The organism is Sulfurimonas paralvinellae (assembly GCF_014905135.1).
Lineage (GTDB): Bacteria > Campylobacterota > Campylobacteria > Campylobacterales > Sulfurimonadaceae > Sulfurimonas > Sulfurimonas paralvinellae.
Window position 1 is genome coordinate 960568 of sequence record NZ_CP041406.1, and the last position, 17952, is coordinate 978519.

Consider the following 17952-nt stretch of genomic DNA (forward strand, 5'->3'; position numbering starts at 1 on the left):
TTTACTTATGTTAAAATCACATTATGAAAAACAGAAATAGAAAAGCAGTCTGCATTATGAGTGGTGGTATGGATTCCACTTTGGCAGCCTATATGATGCAAGAACAGGGCTATGAGATCATTGCAGTTCATTTTAATTATGACCAAAGAACGCAGCAAAAAGAGCTGCAATGCTTTGAATCAATAGCATCGGTTCTGCAGGTTCAAGAGAAATATGTTCTTGATATTGATTTTTTTAAACAACTTGGTGCCTCTGCATTGACAGATAAAAATATTGACGTTCCTACAGATGGTCTTGAAGAGGGTGTTCCTGTGACCTATGTACCTTTTAGAAATGGTATTTTTCTCTCCATGGCAGCAGCTATTGCTGAAAAAGAGAGTGCTGAAGTGATTGCCATCGGTGTCGTTGAAGAAGACAGCAGTGGCTATCCGGATTGCCGTGAAGATTATATAACGGCTATGCAAAGAGCCATTAACCTTGGAACAAAAGATGAAACCAATATAGAGATAAAAATGCCTCTGGTTCACCTGAAAAAATCTGAGATCGTGAGAGAAGCTCTAAAACTGCATGTTCCTTTGGAATTTACATGGAGTTGTTATAAAAATGAAGATAAAGCATGTGGTGTTTGTGACAGCTGTCGATTGCGATTGGCTGGTTTTGAAAAAGCAGGAGTAAAGGACCCTATTGCATACCTCTAAAATCAATTTTAGAGAATATGAAGTAGAGGTTATATGTAATCCCCGCTTAAAAAACAGCTATATACACATCAGCCATAGCGGAGTTATTACGGTAAAAACCCCTCATAAATCCAAACGTTTTGTATCGGCTCTTTTAAATGATAAAAGCAGTTGGATAGAGAAGCAGATAGAAAAAAATGCTCTTCGTTCAAAAATTACAATAAATTTGGAAGATGAAGTGCTTCTTTTTGGTGAGATATACAGCATTGACAGTGCTGAAGCGACAAAACTGCGTGAGAAGCTGCATAGACTGCGCACTGCAACCAAAGAAAAGGTTTTAAAGGCATATGACACTTTTTACAAAGAAGCAGCAATGCTATATCTCACGCAGGAGGCAAATAGGCAGGCAAAGAGAATGAATCTGCAGTTTAGTGGACTCAAATTTCGAAAAATGAAAAGCAGGTGGGGCAGTTGCAGTTCCAAAGGTATTGTTACATTCAACACCAAACTTATGAAACTTGAAAAAGAGTTGATACTTTATGTCGTGATTCATGAACTTGCACACTTGGTGCACATGAACCATTCAAAGGCATTTCATGATCTGGTTGAAGCGTATCTTCCCAACTCAAAAGAAATTCGAAAACGCTTAAAAGCAGTAAGTATCGTCTCCTAGACATTTTAGAGAGTATTTGCTAGAAGGTGACCACATCATCCAGCCATCTGTTCCTGCATCTTCAGTAGCTTTTATCTGTGCCTGAATCTCTTCTCTGTCATACTCTTTTTTTCTTCGTGTATAATCTCTAAAATATTGCAGCCACGGCCTTACACGCTGGCTGGGAATTCTGTCCTGAATTGTTTTGACACTTCTAAAAACCACTTCATAAGGATATTCGGAAGGGTGTTCGAAATAGAACGAACCACTGGAAAACCCTGAAGGATAGAGCATCGGTGCCAAATAGTCTGCGTGAGCCGCAAGGGAGGTAACAGTCTGTCCTATCCCGTTATCATCTTTTGCCCAACAGATATTTCCGTAGGTATCAACAGAGATAAAAACGCCGTATTTTCGCAGTCTTACTCTTGCTTCATCCAAAAAACTCTCTATGGCTAAAATACGGTTTTTTTGTGTATTTTCTTTAGAGTAGAGCAGGCCTGTTTTTGCGGGAAAGCGAATATAATCGAAATTGATCTCGTCATAACCTACTTTGGCAGCTTCTTCTGCAATACTGATCGCATAATCATGAGAGCGTTTGTCAAATGGATCGACCCAGGCCATATTGTCGTGATTACGCCATATAGTTTGATTTTCATCATCTTTTTTTATAGCATAGTCAGGATTATTAGCAGCTTGAAGTTCATCTTTAAAAGTCACTATTCTGGCAATGGTATATATGTTCCTTGCTTTGAGTGTTGCTATAAATTTTTGAATATTTCTGTTGGTTCGATTCTTATGTGCGCCGTATGAGTTCGCCTGCTTGAATCCTGTTAAAAACTGCGTTGAACCATATTCGTTTTTTACATCGACTACCACGGCATTTGCCTCGGTTTGGTCGATGAGTTCAAGGATATTGCGAAATGTTTTTGAATTGTTGCTAGCACCCCAAAAAGTAAGATACAGTGCTTTTACTTTTATGGGTTGAAGATAGATTGTCGTTTCATTGGTGTCTGTATGAAAAGAGTAGGGTCTGTAGCCATAAGCTTTGACATGCAGGAGTGTTTCATCTGAATTGATAGAAAAAGAGCCGTTTGCATCACTTCTAACATCATGTGTTGCATCACTGATAATTGCATTTTTTACAGGAAGTGAACTGTTTACATCAATGAGAGTTCCTGAAAAAGAGGCAAAAAGAAGTGATTGCATGAGCAATAAAAATAAGAAAACTGTTTTCATCTGATCCACCATAAATATTATGCGAATCATACTCTACTTTGATTAATAAATGCCTGCAAAGCTAGCGAATATTTAAAAAATATCCCAGGCTTGCATCGCTCCACTCTTTAGATAGCTGCAGATAGTTGGCAATTGAACTATATACTGTTTCAAAGTCTTTGTTTGCAGCGCTAAATTCATCAATGACTTCACGTAATCCTTTTTTTCCTGCTTCTGTTACATCAGCAGGGAACTGTGCGAGTTTGACATCCAGTGATTTTAATTTTTGCAGTGCTTGAATATTTTGTGCATGAAACTCATACGTCATATTTGAGTTCATTTCACTTGAGGCTACTTCGATCATCGACTGATGCTCACGCGGCAATTTTTCCCACGAGTGCTTATTGAAGGTGAGTTCTAAAACAGAACCGGGCTCATGCCATCCAGAGTAATAATAAGGTGCGACTTTGTAAAATCCCATTTTAATATCAAGTGCAGGTCCAACCCATTCGGTAGCATCGATTACACCGCGTTCAAGAGAAGTGTATATCTCACCGGCCGGCAGCAGAATAGGATTAACACCCATTTTTGCAAAAACTTCGCCTCCAAGCCCTGGGATACGCATCTTTAATCCCTGCATATCAGCCAGTGAGTTAATAGGTTTGCGGAACCATCCGCCCATTTGTATGTTTGTGTTACCGCCTAAAAGAGGGTAGAGGTTATACTTGGTATACTGCTCACGCCAAAGCTCAAGTCCGCCACCAAAGAGCATCCAGGAGTTTACCTCTTCGGCGGTAAAACCAAAAGGAATACCGCTAAAAAGAGAAAAAGCAGAGTTCTTACCTTTCCAATAGTAAGGACCTGAGTGAAAAGCATCGATCTGTCCGCTGCTTGCCGCATCAAAAACAGCTAATGCAGGAACAAGTACATTTTTTGCATAGATCTTGATCTCTAACGACTCGCTGCTGATCTCTTTTAGGCGTTGTGCGAATTTTTCAACACCGGTTCCCATAATAGGAAAGTGTGCCGGCCAACTTGTAGCCAACTTGATTGTTGTTTTTTTGTTTCTGTTGATATTGACGCGTTTTGTCTCATCACTCTTTTTAGGATGTTTGGAGTAGTCGATGGCCTGACGGTTGTTTTCATTACATCCGCCAAGTGCCAAAGCTGCCGAAGCTGTTGTTGCCGTTGTTAAAAAGTCTCTACGATTCATATTGGTAACCTTTTATCTGAATTTATGAAAAGTCAAACAGTGAAATTTGTGTTTGTCTGACAAGCGGTTTGTCAAGTATAGATTTGTCCGCCCCGACGATAAGAGCAAAATTGAAATTATGCTCACGAAGAAGGTTTTTAATCTCATGTTCGTTTTTATAAGTGATGATACTTGGATTGTTTCGCTGTGGGGCATCAAGAGAGTCGAAAATGGTGTGCGGAATAATATAGAGTATATTGGCCCAGGTCGCCTGCTTTTGTAAAAATTCTATCTCTTTTTGAATTAAAGTGCTGTTTTTTTCAAATATTAGCACTTTATCACTTGTTCCGAACTCTTTTATTTCGAAGTTATTATTGGTAAAAACAGCTTCAAAGTGCTCTATAGGTGTGAATTTTCTTAGACGAAAATTGATCTTGAGTACTTTGAAAAGATGGAGAAGCTGCTCAAGATAAGGGATAAAAAAAGGAGAGATAAGCTGTCTTTCGTAAAAAATATTATCGTAGATAAAAGAGGTCTCAAAAAGCGTCTGCTCAATAATGTTGATGTTTTCATTCGGATTTGTTGGAAGTTTTTTGATGTTTGTAAAAAGATCGCCCGATGTCAGAGCAGGGCTGAAAAGAACAGTTGATCCATTTTGTAAGTCGCTTAACATCTTGTAGAGTTCTCTAATGTTTCCATGCAATGCAATGAAGTTTGGTTCAGTAACAACTTGAAGCGCAAGCTTGAGAATGATCTCATTGCATTCGTAAACCTCTATCTCTTTGTCAATTAAAACGAATCGCAAAATACGCTTGAGTGCTTCTTCTAGATTTGAAACTTTTATCCAGGCAATTTCACTGTCACTGATCTGTGTCGGTTTGTCAAAAACAACACCATAAGCACCATTGAGTATAGCATCTTCTATCATCTCTTCATCAAAAGCGACAAAGAGATCACCTCTTTTTACCGCTTTTACTTCAAAAACAATATTTTCAAAACTATTTACAAAAGGAGAATTTATAAGTTCTCCGTGTGTAAGTGCTAGAATATTTTCAAGTCTCATCCAATAGGTGTGCCTGCTTTTTTAGGTTTTTCCGGTCTTATTAAACATAAACCGTCTTCATCCTTAGCAGCAAGAAGCATTCCTTCACTTATCATACCCATGAGTTTTGCAGGTTTGAGGTTGGCTACAACACAAACCTGAGTATTTTTCAGTTCTTCCGGAGAGTAGAATTCTTTGATACCTGCAACAACTTGTCGCGTTTTATCTTCCCCTAAATCTACCTGTAGTTTTAAGAGTTTTTTACTTTTTGGAACTTCTTCGGCTTCAACGATTGTACCGACTTTCAGAGATGTTTCAAAGAACTGTCCTATCTCTATAAGATTATCTTGGCTCTGTGTTGTTTTTTCCTCTTTTTTTGTTTCTTTTGGAGGATTTGGTTCCGATTTCGGTGCTTCTGTCATTAAAGGCTCTTCAACACGAGGGAAGAGAGGCGGAACTTTTTCTATAGTAAACACCTTGAGAAGTTTTTTGTCAACAACAAGTTCTTTATAACTTTCATTATTGATTTCAAAAGAGAGTGCGTTAGCAATGATTTTAGTCGTTTCAGGCATAACAGGGTGCAGCATTACAGCTGCTTTTGCCAATATATTGGCAACAACGGCAACTGTTGCAAGCGCTTCATCTTCTTGATTGTTTTTCATTTTTACCCATGGCTCATACTCTTGAATAACACCATTACCGATGGCAAAAAGTTTCCATAGCTCTTCAAGATATCTATGTGTTTGCAGATTTTCCATAAAAGAGTCAAGTGAATCAAGAACACTGTTCATATTTTCGAGCTCTTTTGCATGGTATTTTTCGGCATCTTTAGAATCAATGACGAACTCACTGTATTTGCCGCTCATACCGATGATACGGTTTAGGAGGTTACCAAGGTCATTGGAGAGTTCTGAATTGATACGATCTATAAATGCACGCTGGGAAAAGTCACCATCTTGTCCAAAAGGAACCTCACGCAGCATAAAATAGCGAAGATTTTCTACTCCATAAGCATCGGCAACCTCTTTAGGAGAGACGACATTGCCTTTTGATTTACTCATTTTTTCGCCGTCACGTGTCCACCATCCATGCGCACCGATGTGTTTTGGAAGCGGCAGGTCGAGGCTCATTAAAAATGCCGGCCAGTAGATAGCGTGAAAACGCAGAATGTCTTTTCCTACAAAATGCACATCGGCAGGCCAGTAGTTCATCAGCGCTTCATCTGAGCCATATCCAAGTGCTGTTACATAGTTGAGCAGGGCATCAAGCCATACATACATAACATGCTTGTCATCATTGATACTTGCAGGCATCTTGACACCCCAGCTAAATGAAGTACGCGTCACAGAGAGGTCACGCAGTCCGCCTTTTACAAAGTTAACAACTTCATTTGCACGGGATTTAGGCATAATAAATTCAGGGTTCTCTTCATAATGCTTGAGTAGTCTGTCTTCATATTTTGAAAGTTTAAAGAAATAACTCTCTTCTTTTACAACACTTGTACTGCGACCGCAGTCAGGACAGAATTCACCATCGACAAGCTGTGTTTCAGGAAAGAATGTCTCACAGCTCACGCAGTAATGTCCTTCGTAAAAATCTTTATAAATATCACCTTTTGCATACATCACTTCGAAGGCTTTTTGTACACCTTTCATGTGTGCTTCATCTGTTGTACGGATAAATTTGTCATAACTGATGCCAAATTCATCCCAAAGATTTTTAAAAGTCGCACTTATCTCATCTGCAAACTCTTGTGTCGGCTTGCCTGCTTTTTCAGCTGACTCTTCAATCTTTTGCCCGTGTTCATCCGTACCGGTAAGAAAGAATGTATCTTCGCCCTTCAGTCTTTCATATCGCGCCATCGTATCGGCGATAAAAGTAGTATAGGCGTGCCCAATATGGGCTTCTCCGTTAACATAGTAGATAGGTGTTGTTATATATTTACTCAATTTTTCAATCCTTCTTTAAAATTCAAATCCACCAGTATCTCCCTTGGACATACTGTTGTAGACCGCTTTGACATACTCATCCCTGAGCTGGCAGCCTATATAGAGTTCGCATGCAGAACAGCTTTTGTGTCCTTTTTCGTTCTGACATGCTTGAACTTTCTTTATCATCTCGTCAAGATGCAGTTCAAATTTATCTTTTGCGTCGTTATGCATTGTCTGCATAGACCTCTTTTACACGCTTGACTTCATATTCTGTTCCAAAAAAACATGGAGATGTGTCATGTAGGTGTGCATAACCAAGGTCTAACAGTCTTTCATGACCATTTATAGCGATACCGCCTGCTTTTTCATACACAAAAGCAAAAGGAAAGACCTCAAAAAGACGGCGTAGTTTTCCTTCAGGTTTGTCACTTGTCGCAGGATAGCTGAAAAGTCCACCGCCTTTGAGGAGTATTTGATGCAGGTCTGGAACCATGCCTCCGGAATAACGCAAACGATAGCCTTCAGCAAAAAAACCGTCTATCATTGCCTTATGGTAGAGAGGCCAGTTTTGCTGTGTGCCTCCCGGTGCCATAAGTTTGCCCTTTTGCGTGAGGCGTACTTCTTTTACAAATTCAAAATCACCGGCTTGCAGCAGGTAAAGTTTTACTTTATTATATGCAAAGACCATTTCCACACGCGGACCATAGACAACATAACAGGCCGCAACCATATTCTGTGAACCAAAATTACCTTCATAGATGCCAAAAATAGAACCGACACTCAGGTTTACATCTATAAGTGAAGAGCCGTCAAGTGGATCATAAGAGATGAAATATTTGCCGTTTTCATGCAGTACTTCTGCGTGTTCTTTCTCTTCTGAAGATATGGTATTTACATCTTCTACGCGTGAGAACTCTTCTGCAATTATCATGTCGCATTTGATATCAAGCTCAAGTTGTGTCTCTCCGGAAGAATTCTCCTGTTGGGAGTAACCTATGTCTTTTACATCTATCGCTGTTTTTATTCTTTTTGCGCTGATCTGTATCGCTTCAAATATTTTATCCATTCTTACACTTCCTTTGCGTTGTTTAGTATCCACTCTATGACTTCATTTGTGTCATTGAGATTTAATATATCTACATTCTCTGGCACGGCATATTTTTTCATATCTATCGAGTCATCGACAGCCAAGGCATTCATATAGGGAAAATAATCCTCATCTATTTCATTGCGAAAGATGCTTATGCGAGGAAGCGGGAGATTTTTGAGCCCCTCGACCAACAAAATATCGAACCTGTCAAAAAGTCGTATCATATCTTCTAGTTCCGAATGTCTGTTCGAGAAGTATGTTGTACGATTAGGGGAGGTCACTATCACTTCCGCACCTGTATCGCTGAATTTGTAACTGTCTTTTCCTTCTACGTCAAAACGGGCTTTATCTTTTGGATCATGTTTTATAATAGCAACTTCAAGCTTATGTTCGTGAATCAATTTTCTTGCGACTTTTAGGATCAAAGTCGTTTTTCCACTGTTTGAAGGGCCGGTAAATGCTACTGCTAATCTTTTATTCAAATGAGACTCGGTTATTAAAATATATGAGATTATACAAAAGAAGAGTTTAATAAGATATAATTTCATCTAAAATTTAAGGTAGAAAATGAAAACTTTTGCAATTATTTTACTTATAACGATACTTTTTAACGGTTGTGCACAGCAAAATGCATTTGAAAAGTTTGATCTCAGTGCTACAAGAGAGTTGAGTGAAGATTCCATCCAGAGTCTAAAGATTACACAGGGTGATAAAATTATAGGCATAGTCAACGCTATTTATCTCAATAAAGTCTTACCGAATGAATACAAAGACAATGAATATTTTTATGTTTACTATTATATGAAAGAGGGCGATATGAATGTAAGTTTTACACTTAACGGTGAGCCAAGTATGCTGCGTGAGGAACTCCCTGCCCAAAATGAGTTTTCAAACTTGACATCGTTCTTAGCCCCTTGGAGCAAATATTATCTGCTTGGATTTAAAAAGCAGGGAAATGTATTGAAATTATCAATTAACACCAATGTAGCAGCAAATGCTACTTTGGAGTTCGTAAAAGACAAATAAATAAACTATATACTTCGCAGTATGGACGATAAGACAACAATAAGAACCTGCAGGGCAATGATGATAATCAACGGTGCAAAGTCCAATCCGTTGAGATTTGTCGGCATAAATCTACGTATAAAGGCATATGCCGGCTCTGTAACTCTATATAAAAACTGAACGATTGGATTATATGGATCAGGATTGACAAAACTAAGCAGCGCTGCAATAATAATAACCCAAATATAAACGTTTATAAGACTAATAACGATTCCGCCGATCCCTTGAATAATATCTACTATCATTTTTTGATAATCTCCCCAATATAGTTTTTAAGATGCTTGTAAACTTCCGGAAGTTCAGGTGCATCTTGTGAGTTTGTAAGTAAAATTGACATGATTTTTGCTAATTCCGATTCTTCCAAACCTGTTCTTTGTTCTAACATATTTGCAAAGGCATCATATGTATCATAATGAGACTCGTCTTCTTTAATGACCTGCGTGACCTCTTTATAGTGTTTTGCAAGCTTCTGCGGCACTTCTCTTGTCTCAAAGACAGGTTTTATCTTCTCTTTGAGTTCTTTTGTGGTGCTTACTTTATCTAAATAAAGCTTTGCCAAGCCGCCAATGTCGGCATCTGCAAAGCCGACATAACGTGAAAGTTCTTTATTTGACATTTTTCTTAAATGTTCACGGTTTATCTTTTTGAGTTGTTCTTTATCAAACTTTTCACTGCTTTTAGAGATGCTGTCTATATCAAAGAACTCTATTGCATCATCAAGCGTGAAGATTTCTTTGTCTACCTCAAATACGGTTGATACTAAATAATTTGAAATAGCTTCCGGTAGAAAACCTTCTTCTAAAAGTGATGTAATTGTCGGTAGTTCTTCACCTGTAATTTCAGGAATATAAACATACTCTATGGTTTTGTTGTAACCGAGTTGTTTGCGTATATGTTCCTGTTTAAGCGTGTTAATTTTATTCTTTTCATCTGTGATAACAAAAGAGATGTCACTCAGCATATCATCAACAGCAGCGGCAAAATCCGGTGTGGAAGTTTTATCGCGATTGAGGATAATAAAACTGTCAAAAGAATTCGAATCATTGCTACTTTCAGGACGCTTGATACGTACGACAAAAGGATGTTCATTGTCAATAACAAGCTCTGCAGGCAGATTTGCACAGGCATCATCATACATATAGGGTTTGCCGGCTTCATGAGCCTCTTGACGCTTTTTTTCGATCCACTCATCTGAACAAAAACAGTTAAATGCTTTTTTTTCATGCAAAAGCTGCAGTGCCATTGCTGCATGAAAGCGGGCATTTTGACTTTTACTGATGATCTGTGAATACTCTAATGAAAAAAGTGTTAAAAGTTCGGGGCTTTGTCTGTCTTCGTCATCAATTACTATAGCAAAATTCTCATCTCTTTGCTTTGAAACAATATAATTCAACAGTGCTGTTCTTAAGTCGTTGATATTCATTTCACCTTGAGAATCCGGTGCATATCTAAGCATTAAACTTCCTAAATTTTTTTTGAAATTCTAACAAAACTTTACTTAACATCTAAGGGTATTTTGATAAAATATCATTTTATTAAAAGGTTTTACAAGAATGAGCAAAAAGAAAGATTTTTTACATACAATAGTTGAAGAAGACCTCAAAGCAGGTAAATATAAAGAGATCGTGACAAGGTTTCCTCCTGAACCAAATGGTTTTCCCCATATAGGTCATGCGAAATCTATATATATAAATTTCGGTATTGCGCGTGATTTTCACGGTCGATGTAATCTCAGAATGGATGATACCAACCCAACAGCAGAAGAGACAAAATATGTTGAAGCACTTGAAGATGCCGTAGAGTGGCTTGGTTTTGAATGGGATAAACCGGTGCGTTTTACATCTGATTATTTTTCCAAACTCTATGAGTATGCGCAAGAACTCATCAAAATGGGTAAAGCATATGTTGACAGTTTAGATGAAGAGCAGATGCGTGAGTACCGCGGGACTGTTACACAGCCGGGAAAAAGAAGTGTCTATGCCGAGCGTAGTATTGAAGAGAATTTAGACTTGTTTGAGAGAATGAAAAAGGGCGAGTTTAAAGACGGTGAACATGTTTTACGAGCCAAAATCGATATGAGTGCGGCAAATATGAAGATGAGAGACCCACTGCTTTATAGAATTAGACACGTGCATCATCACAGAACGGCTGATGAGTGGTCTATCTACCCAATGTATGACTTTGCTCACTGTCTTTCTGATTATATAGAAGGTGTAACGCACTCCATCTGTACTTTAGAGTTTGAAAACAACCGTGATATCTATGACTGGGTACTTGACACACTTGAACTTAAGCCGCCACGTCCATACCAGCATGAGTTTGCAAGGCTGAATATTACCTACACGGTAATGAGTAAGCGAAAACTTTTGGAACTGGTTGAAGGCAAGTATGTTAACGGCTGGGATGATCCTCGTCTTCCTACTATTGCAGGATACAGAAGAAGAGGGTACACACGCGAAGCTATACTTAATTTTTGTGAGCAGATCGGTGTAGCCAAAGCAAATTCGACAGTTGATGTTTCACAACTTGAATTTTGCATAAGAGATGACCTTAACACCAAAGTGCCTCGCGTGATGTGTGTGCTTAACCCTCTGAAAGTGACAATAGAGAACTATGAGGGCAGGGAAGAACTCGAAGCCTCTTATTATCCGCAGGATGTACCAAAAGAGGGTTCAAGAAAGATACCTTTTTCAAAAGAGATATATATTGACCGTGAAGATTTCAATGAAAATCCTCCAAAAGGTTACTTCCGTCTGACACCAGAGCAGCCTGTACGATTGAAAAGCGCTTATATCATCAAGTGCAAAGAGATCATCAAAGACGAAGATGGAAATATAACTGAGATAAAAGCGGAATATTTCCCTGATTCCAAAAGTGGTGAAGATAAAAGCGGCATCAAAGTAAAAAGCGCCATCCAATGGGTGAGTGCAGCAGATGCAAAACAGGTGGAGGTAAGACTCTATGACAGACTCTATAAGAGTGAAGCACCCGAAAGTATTGAGGATCTCAATCCCAATTCCTTAAAGATTATAAAAAATGCACTTATTGAACCTGCCGTCATTACTCAAAAACCGGATGAAAGATTTCAATTTGAGAGAGAAGGGTACTTTTATGCTGATCCGGTTGACTATAGCGATGAAAATCCAGTATTTAACAAAATTGTCGGATTGAAAGACTCTTGGGGTAAAAAGACAGAAAAAAGAGCACCGAGAAATCAGCGTAAACCTAAAGAAAAACCGGTACAGGTTGATGGCGAAGTCGTATCAATGACTGAAAAAGAGCAGGCTCTCTATGATGACTACACAAAAAGACTCGATCTTAACACTGAAGTGGCAAACACCATAGCCAGAGATGAAAAACTGGCATCGTTCTTTGCAGATGCATTGGCACAATGCACATCTTCTACAATCTTAGCCAACCTTGTGGCAAATGAAGTTGCCAGAGAGTTAAAAGATAAAGAACTCACTGAGGTGAAATTTGACGCTAAAGGCGTAGCAGAGCTTGCCAAGATGATCGATGAAGAGATTATCTCAAATAAAATTGCCAAGCAGGTCTTTGAATCAATGGCAAAAACTGGAGAAAATCCTACACAGATCGTTGAAGAAAAAGGCCTTGTACAGATCAGTGACCCAGCTCAAATTTTACCAATCATTGAAGATGTTATGACAAAGAACCCTGATAATGTAAGTAAATTTAAAGCGGGCAATACAAAACTGCTCGGTTTCTTTGTAGGACAGGTACTTAAAGCAACAGGTGGCAAAGCAAATCCAAAAGTTGTTAATGAGCTTGTAGCAAAAAAATTACAGGAGTAAGTTTATAAAAAAGCTGATTTTCTTATTGGCTTTTTTTCTTACGCGTTTTATACGCTAATTGAATAATCCTCATGTGCTTCAAAAATGTGTACACAAATGCAATGTGCTCAATCAAGTGTTTATGAAAGTACTTATTTTAGGGAGTTTTTAGAGAAAAGTTGGTGACCCCGAGGAGAGGGTCACCTACATCTCAAAACACCCATAAACAGGGCTCTTAATTGAGTGTCAAAGAGTTTGTGTGCACAAAATTTGTGCCTAAATTTTATGAAAATATTGTACACTGTTTTTATATCTCAAGTCAAGAAAACTTAGCTAAATAATACTCAGTTATTTGTATGCGATGATGATTAATCTCTTTACTCACGAATTGACAGGCTTCAATATGAGATAAACCTTCTTCTCTTTTTTCTTCATATAATTCTTTTGTGTAAAATGCTCTTATGTCGTGTGAAGCCATATCGTACTTCTGCAAGTGCCTGTAATAAGTGCTTTGATGTGGTATTTTGACATTTTGTGCTTTAAGTTTTAAGAGCATGAGTTTTAATTCAAGAGAGATAATTTTTGCATTGTACATCTGTCCGCCTTTACCTTTTACTGAGTGTAGTTTTAAATTATCAAGATGTTTCTCTAAGTCATTGATGACTGTATATGCTTCTGAAACTCGAAAGCCTGTCTCGTATTGCACTTGTGCTATTACACTAAGTGGAGAGTTTAATTCATTGATTACATCTGTGGGATGAAACGAAGTTGTTATAGGTTTAGGCTCTCCGAATGTGTCGCCTCGTTCAATCGCATCTTCTTTATAAATTGCAACTATTTCATTAAAAATGCCTCTATCCAAATCAATACTAACGTTACTCTGTTGTAAACCTTGAACAAGCCCAGACCATCCTCTAATATAGTCCTCTTGGGCAGAAAAAGAGGAGATGCTCTGTAATCTCTGTTCCAAAAACATACTCATATTTTCTTCTGTCATAAGTTCATTTAGTTTTCCATCTAGTTCTTGTTCTTCTGCAAACTCCTTAAAGTCTTTGAAGTAACTATCTCGTTTTATTCTCGTTGCATCTGAGTGAGTTCTATTGGAATTTGTACCGTTTCTTTTCTCTTTAAAACCTGCAAGACGAAAGTTTGCATCTCGCACCTGTTTTTCAAATGTTGATCCTTTTAGATTAGCCATTGTTACTTCTCCATTCCTGCAATGATTTTATATATCTTTTTATAGTTGAAAGCGATGGTGCATCTTTTTTGTTGAGTTTTAAATTTTTGTGTATTTCGTGTGTACTTTTCCCTTCATCGTGAAGTTTTACTATGTTTCCTTTGTATTGTTCTATCCCTTTATTCTTAAAGCCTAAGAGTGGGGCAGTGGTTTCAAGTCTTATTTTTTCTTTTCTTATTTTTATGTCGTTGAGAATAAAAAATGATTTTACAATTTCATCTTTTGCAAAGCCATTCTTATTAAAATGCCCATACATTCGTTTTACAAGTTCATTGACTTCATATTCTTCAATCTCTAATATCTGAGAAGCTCTTTTTGTGTAGTTTATTTTTGTACCCATTGGTAAATCCTTTTGTTTGTTTTATTTTTTATATAACAATCCATTAAGGATTTTTTCTATCAAGTAGTCAAATTCAAAAATGTGCTTTTTGTTTTACAAGCGTAAAGCAACGAAAAATCTTGATACAACAACTGTCGATAACATTTGTGTTGGTAGGATAGAGTTAAATATGCAAATTGCATATGTCAGCTAGATAGCTTAAAGTAGTTAATATCATTCAATGCACCGATTAGTTTATGTAAGTTATATTGTAAACTTCACGAAAAAAATAAAAAAATGATGTCAGTTGAGTTGCTACGCCATCTCTTTTGCAAAAAATTTATGTGTGAATTTTTAGAAGAATTTTTTTGTGAAATTTGAAATGAGCCAAAAAAGAGCCACCCTGTTTTGCAAAAGAGATGGCGAAGCCTAAGTTTTGAAAAAAACTTGAACCAAGTATGCCCTTTACGGGGCTATGGCTTGGTTTAAAAGTGGGTCAATTTTGAGCAAATCGGTTTATTTAATAAAGCTAATTAATACTTGACTTTCATTGTATTATGGCTATTAAAAGCCTTTTTCATTTAGATCTTTGTATGCTTCACAACCTAGTTGTAAACCATTATCGCAAGCCTGTCCATAGAACTCTTTTGCCTGCGATTTGTTTTGTCGTACACCTCTGCCATTTTCATACATGATTCCCAAATTGTATTGTGCGCTAGCATCCCTATGATCAGCAGCTATTTGAAACCATTTTAGAGCTTTTGTGAAATCTTGTCTTACACCCTTACCATTGGCATACATGACTCCCAAATTGTATTGTGCATTAGTATTCCCTTGAAGAGCAGCTTTTTCATATAATCTCATAGCTTCTTTGTAATTTCCATTCTCATATGCCTTTACTCCATCATTAAATAAATCTGCATGTACTAATGTCGTAAATAGCGATAAAGCTATAAATGTTTTTTTCATTTTTTTCCTATTCTTTTTGTTTTTTTGTATTCTAACATTTTTTTTAAATTTTATTAACTGCTTAACACTCCGAGCTTAAATCATCTGGTAGATCTATATTTCAATAAAATAAATCAAATTCCAAAGTACAAACCCCAATAAAAAGCTCTTCAATCCCATATCCGCAAGAATAAGTTCTTGATGTTTCATCTTTATCAGGCTCGTGTCCTAAAATTTGATTCATCAAGTCTTTTGGCAGTTTGTGCTTGACAGCATTTTTAAGCAATTGGTCGCCGACAGTATGGCGGAAGCTGTGAAAAACCTGTGTAGGATCTTTTGTTACATGAGTTCTAAAATATTTCATAAATGTTTTATTGTAGTCTGTGTTATATCTTTTTTGAGTAGGGTGCAGTCGCAGGTTATCCCATAGTCTCTCTTGTTTCTCTTTTATAGAGTTAAAATAGTCAATAAATCCGAGTTCTATGAGCTTTGGATGAATAGGTATTAATCTGTAAGCATTATCATTTTTTAGATGTTTGTCCTTATCTTCATTCAAATCAAAGTAATAAACTGTTTCTCCTGTGCTTATCACTTCACTTTTGACATCTTCTATGTAGAGCTGACAAATTTCATTTTGTCTCATCCCTGTGTAGAGGGCAATAAGTGGTATCCAGTATTTTTCCGGTTCGTATTTTAAAGTGCTTTTTTTATGTGTAGTGTAGAGTTTGGAGTTAAAGAGTTTCTCTTGATTTGTATCAGTAAGCGGAGTTCTTTTTGGTTGTTCATTCTTTTTGCTTTTTGTCTCTTTAATTAAAAAAGCTTCTGCATAGTTTGTCTCAATATAGCAATATCTTGCATCCATGGCAATATCAAACATCTGTTTAATAGTAGACATTTTCTTTTTCTTTGTGTTGGATGCAAGTTTTTCATCTTCTGTAAGCTCCATATCTTTGAGTGTAGAGTAGGGGAGTGATTTAAACTGTTTGAGTTTCGTTCTACTTTTTGGAAGATGATTGTGTAAAGCATCCACAAATGTTCTAAAATCTTCCCGTGTGAAGCTTGATATATCCCTGTTATCTGCATCTTCGATTACATAAATGAAATCATTGTAAGAGGATTGATAGTCTCTCCAAGTGCTCTGTGCTATATCTTCGCCAGACTCCTGTTGTTTTTCTCTGATAAATATTTCATAGAGTTCTTTGAGTGTAATATTTGCTTTTTGCATTTGTGATGCAGTTGATTGGGCAGAGTTGTAATTGGCAAAATCTTTTTTTGGATCTATAATATGAATAAGCTTATCAAACACATCTAAATTCTCTAAAAGCTTCTTCTTTTCTTTAAAAGTAAGATTGTCAATTTTTTCGTGTAGTTTTTCATTCAGCTCTTCATTCTTTTTTTCCAAATCTGGAACTGTAATTGGTATTGTATATTTTCGACTGCTGTTATTTGAGTAGCAGTACATAGCATCTGTATATTTGGAAACTAGCTCGTTTTTGTTGGTTGTATCGGATTGTAACATAGTGATTAACTCCTCGAACATAAAGTTCAGTTCTTTGGCATACATGTTACCATGGAAATGAGATATTGCTCCAAATTTTATTCTCAGCTCGGATTTACCGTTAAAATAGTGTGAGAGAGCCTGTGGAATTCTTTTACGAAAGTAGAGAGATTTGTTGATTTGCATTATGTATTTACCCATGGAATGACCCCGATGTGCATCAAAAATGTGTACACAAATGCAATGTGCTCAATCAAGTGTTTGTAAAAGTGCTTATTTTAGGGAGTTGTAGAGAAAAGTTGGTGACCCCGAGGAGAATCGAACTCCTGTAACATGGATGAAAACCATGGATCCTAACCGCTAGACGACGGGGCCACTTTGTAGTGAAAGTTCAACTGTTTTGTTGAGCCGAAATTATATAGATTTTACTCTTAAAATGAGATAAAATCTATATAAAAATATATCTACTCGTAAAAACTACGAAGTGCTCTAATAATTACAGCATTTTTAGAAATGCTTTCAGCTTTCGCGTTGTCATTTACAGTTTCATAAAGATCTAAAGGAAGAGAGATAGAGAACGTTTTTGTTTCAACTTTTTTCTTTTTAGCAATCATAGAAACGACATTGTTTAAAAGTTCAATGATTTTTTTCGTATCGATTGGTTTTTGGATAAAGCTGTTGACACCAACCTCGATAGACTCAGAGATTTTTTCCATGTCATTACTTGCTGAGATAACGATGATGATTTGAGAAGGATTGATTTCACGAATCTTACGAGCTAACTCGATACCATCCATTCCTGACATGATAATATCTACAAAAACTACATCCGGTTTTTTCTCTTCATAAATTTTAAGTGCTGTCTCACCATCAAAGCATGAATCTACATCTGCAAAAAAGTTTTTAAAAGTAGAACTTAAAAGTTCATTTGTTACTTTTTCATCTTCTACAACCATTGCTGTCAGTTTTTTTGTTTGCTCAGTTAATTGAATTAAATCTACATTGCTCATTGTTGCCCCTATTATGTTAATTTGTGAAATTATACACTATTAATAGTAAATAACGATAACAAAATGAAACAATGATTTATTTTGTTTTGAATTTTTCCAGCCATTCTGTATCGGCTTCTTTGTTGTCTTCTTTTTGATCAAGGAGTGAATCTATAATGCTTATAAGTGTTTCTTCATCCATAAACTCAAGTAGATCAGGGTTTATAGAAGTTGGGCGTATACCTTCATAATTATTCAAAAGATTTTGGATATCTGTAATAAGTTGTTCTTTTCTTTGTGTCATAT

The 17952-nt window shown here is 36.9% G+C and carries 19 protein-coding genes and 1 tRNA gene; 4 read left to right on the forward strand and 16 right to left on the reverse strand.

The features are described 5' to 3' along the window. Positions 1-23: 23 nt before the first annotated feature. Both queC and FM071_RS05070 read left to right on the forward strand, forming a co-directional pair. Positions 24-698, forward strand: coding sequence for a 7-cyano-7-deazaguanine synthase QueC (gene queC / locus FM071_RS05065; RefSeq protein ID WP_193111928.1), 675 nt, complete (start codon positions 24-26; stop codon positions 696-698). Then, positions 685-1350: a M48 family metallopeptidase gene (locus tag FM071_RS05070; protein WP_226960592.1), complete on the forward strand. Its 666-nt coding sequence runs from the start codon at positions 685-687 to the stop codon at positions 1348-1350. The genes queC and FM071_RS05070 overlap by 14 nt, the downstream gene beginning before the upstream one ends. Here the strand turns inward: FM071_RS05070 and FM071_RS05075 are convergent. The 7 genes from FM071_RS05075 to mobB all read right to left on the reverse strand — a co-directional run bounded on the left by FM071_RS05075 (position 1324) and on the right by mobB (position 8281). Further along, positions 1324-2565 (reverse strand): putative glycoside hydrolase, encoded by a 1242-nt coding sequence (locus FM071_RS05075; RefSeq protein ID WP_193111929.1) that lies wholly within the window; start codon positions 2563-2565, stop codon positions 1324-1326. The genes FM071_RS05070 and FM071_RS05075 overlap by 27 nt on opposite strands. A gap of 61 nt (positions 2566-2626) precedes the next feature. After that, entirely contained in the window at positions 2627-3757 is a 1131-nt protein-coding gene (locus FM071_RS05080; RefSeq protein ID WP_193111930.1) for a TRAP transporter substrate-binding protein, read from the reverse strand. Positions 3758-3779: 22 nt separating this feature from the next. Then, positions 3780-4799 carry a hypothetical protein gene (locus FM071_RS05085; RefSeq protein ID WP_193111931.1) on the reverse strand — a complete coding sequence of 340 codons (1020 nt, stop codon included), beginning with the start codon at positions 4797-4799 and terminating at the stop codon, positions 3780-3782. Then, positions 4796-6727, reverse strand: a complete 1932-nt coding sequence (metG, locus tag FM071_RS05090) for a methionine--tRNA ligase (RefSeq protein ID WP_193111932.1) — start codon at positions 6725-6727, stop codon at positions 4796-4798. The genes FM071_RS05085 and metG overlap by 4 nt, the downstream gene beginning before the upstream one ends. A 15-nt stretch (positions 6728-6742) precedes the next feature. Further along, positions 6743-6949, reverse strand: a complete 207-nt coding sequence (locus FM071_RS05095) for a hypothetical protein (RefSeq protein WP_193111933.1) — start codon at positions 6947-6949, stop codon at positions 6743-6745. Next, a complete protein-coding gene (locus FM071_RS05100; protein ID WP_193111934.1) occupies positions 6933-7775 on the reverse strand; it encodes a class 1 fructose-bisphosphatase in 843 nt (280 codons plus the stop codon). Before FM071_RS05100 ends, FM071_RS05095 begins: the two co-directional genes overlap by 17 nt. 2 nt (positions 7776-7777) lie before the next feature. Further along, positions 7778-8281 (reverse strand): molybdopterin-guanine dinucleotide biosynthesis protein B, encoded by a 504-nt coding sequence (gene mobB / locus FM071_RS05105; RefSeq protein WP_193111935.1) that lies wholly within the window; start codon positions 8279-8281, stop codon positions 7778-7780. An 85-nt stretch (positions 8282-8366) separates the two neighbouring features. On the opposite strand from mobB, the gene FM071_RS05110 reads away from it, so the two are divergent. Next, positions 8367-8825 (forward strand): hypothetical protein, encoded by a 459-nt coding sequence (locus FM071_RS05110; RefSeq protein WP_193111936.1) that lies wholly within the window; start codon positions 8367-8369, stop codon positions 8823-8825. 5 nt (positions 8826-8830) lie between these two features. On the opposite strand, the gene FM071_RS05115 is transcribed toward FM071_RS05110, so the two are convergent. Together FM071_RS05115 and FM071_RS05120 are read right to left on the reverse strand one after the other, a co-directional pair. Next, on the reverse strand, positions 8831-9109 hold the full coding sequence (locus FM071_RS05115) for a YggT family protein (protein ID WP_193111937.1): 279 nt from the start codon (positions 9107-9109) through the stop codon (positions 8831-8833). Next, positions 9106-10320, reverse strand: coding sequence for a glutamate--tRNA ligase family protein (locus FM071_RS05120; RefSeq protein WP_193111938.1), 1215 nt, complete (start codon positions 10318-10320; stop codon positions 9106-9108). The genes FM071_RS05115 and FM071_RS05120 overlap by 4 nt, the downstream gene beginning before the upstream one ends. Before the next feature lie 97 nt (positions 10321-10417). On the opposite strand from FM071_RS05120, the gene FM071_RS05125 reads away from it, so the two are divergent. Next, positions 10418-12676, forward strand: coding sequence for a glutamine--tRNA ligase/YqeY domain fusion protein (locus FM071_RS05125; RefSeq protein ID WP_193111939.1), 2259 nt, complete (start codon positions 10418-10420; stop codon positions 12674-12676). A gap of 298 nt (positions 12677-12974) precedes the next feature. Here the strand turns inward: FM071_RS05125 and FM071_RS05130 are convergent, their stop codons facing one another. From FM071_RS05130 to FM071_RS05160, 7 genes are all read right to left on the reverse strand, one after another. Beyond that, positions 12975-13853: a hypothetical protein gene (locus FM071_RS05130; RefSeq protein ID WP_193111940.1), complete on the reverse strand. Its 879-nt coding sequence runs from the start codon at positions 13851-13853 to the stop codon at positions 12975-12977. Then, positions 13846-14232: a hypothetical protein gene (locus tag FM071_RS05135; RefSeq protein WP_193111941.1), complete on the reverse strand. Its 387-nt coding sequence runs from the start codon at positions 14230-14232 to the stop codon at positions 13846-13848. Before FM071_RS05135 ends, FM071_RS05130 begins: the two co-directional genes overlap by 8 nt. A gap of 543 nt (positions 14233-14775) precedes the next feature. Next, a complete protein-coding gene (locus FM071_RS05140; protein WP_193111942.1) occupies positions 14776-15180 on the reverse strand; it encodes a tetratricopeptide repeat protein in 405 nt (134 codons plus the stop codon). 100 nt (positions 15181-15280) lie between these two features. Beyond that, positions 15281-16858, reverse strand: coding sequence for a site-specific integrase (locus FM071_RS05145; RefSeq protein ID WP_193111943.1), 1578 nt, complete (start codon positions 16856-16858; stop codon positions 15281-15283). A 99-nt stretch (positions 16859-16957) separates the two neighbouring features. Beyond that, positions 16958-17032, reverse strand: a tRNA-Glu gene (locus FM071_RS05150). An 89-nt stretch (positions 17033-17121) separates the two neighbouring features. Beyond that, positions 17122-17667 (reverse strand): response regulator, encoded by a 546-nt coding sequence (locus FM071_RS05155; RefSeq protein ID WP_193111944.1) that lies wholly within the window; start codon positions 17665-17667, stop codon positions 17122-17124. 76 nt (positions 17668-17743) lie between these two features. Then, on the reverse strand, positions 17744-17950 hold the full coding sequence (locus FM071_RS05160; RefSeq protein WP_193111945.1) for a hypothetical protein: 207 nt from the start codon (positions 17948-17950) through the stop codon (positions 17744-17746). Between the last annotated feature and the right edge of the window lie 2 nt (positions 17951-17952).

Coding starts and splice junctions, on each gene's coding strand:
- FM071_RS05095 (WP_193111933.1), bottom strand. CDS start 6,949: ATGCAGACAATGCATAACGACGCAAAAGATAAATTTGAACTGCATCTT.
- FM071_RS05160 (WP_193111945.1), bottom strand. CDS start 17,950: ATGACACAAAGAAAAGAACAACTTATTACAGATATCCAAAATCTTTTG.
- FM071_RS05100 (WP_193111934.1), bottom strand. CDS start 7,775: ATGGATAAAATATTTGAAGCGATACAGATCAGCGCAAAAAGAATAAAA.
- FM071_RS05130 (WP_193111940.1), bottom strand. CDS start 13,853: ATGGCTAATCTAAAAGGATCAACATTTGAAAAACAGGTGCGAGATGCA.
- FM071_RS05115 (WP_193111937.1), bottom strand. CDS start 9,109: ATGATAGTAGATATTATTCAAGGGATCGGCGGAATCGTTATTAGTCTT.
- queC (WP_193111928.1), top strand. CDS start 24: ATGAAAAACAGAAATAGAAAAGCAGTCTGCATTATGAGTGGTGGTATG.
- FM071_RS05075 (WP_193111929.1), bottom strand. CDS start 2,565: ATGAAAACAGTTTTCTTATTTTTATTGCTCATGCAATCACTTCTTTTT.
- FM071_RS05110 (WP_193111936.1), top strand. CDS start 8,367: ATGAAAACTTTTGCAATTATTTTACTTATAACGATACTTTTTAACGGT.
- FM071_RS05145 (WP_193111943.1), bottom strand. CDS start 16,858: ATGGGTAAATACATAATGCAAATCAACAAATCTCTCTACTTTCGTAAA.
- FM071_RS05135 (WP_193111941.1), bottom strand. CDS start 14,232: ATGGGTACAAAAATAAACTACACAAAAAGAGCTTCTCAGATATTAGAG.
- FM071_RS05125 (WP_193111939.1), top strand. CDS start 10,418: ATGAGCAAAAAGAAAGATTTTTTACATACAATAGTTGAAGAAGACCTC.
- FM071_RS05120 (WP_193111938.1), bottom strand. CDS start 10,320: ATGCTTAGATATGCACCGGATTCTCAAGGTGAAATGAATATCAACGAC.
- FM071_RS05155 (WP_193111944.1), bottom strand. CDS start 17,667: ATGAGCAATGTAGATTTAATTCAATTAACTGAGCAAACAAAAAAACTG.
- FM071_RS05140 (WP_193111942.1), bottom strand. CDS start 15,180: ATGAAAAAAACATTTATAGCTTTATCGCTATTTACGACATTAGTACAT.
- FM071_RS05085 (WP_193111931.1), bottom strand. CDS start 4,799: ATGAGACTTGAAAATATTCTAGCACTTACACACGGAGAACTTATAAAT.
- FM071_RS05080 (WP_193111930.1), bottom strand. CDS start 3,757: ATGAATCGTAGAGACTTTTTAACAACGGCAACAACAGCTTCGGCAGCT.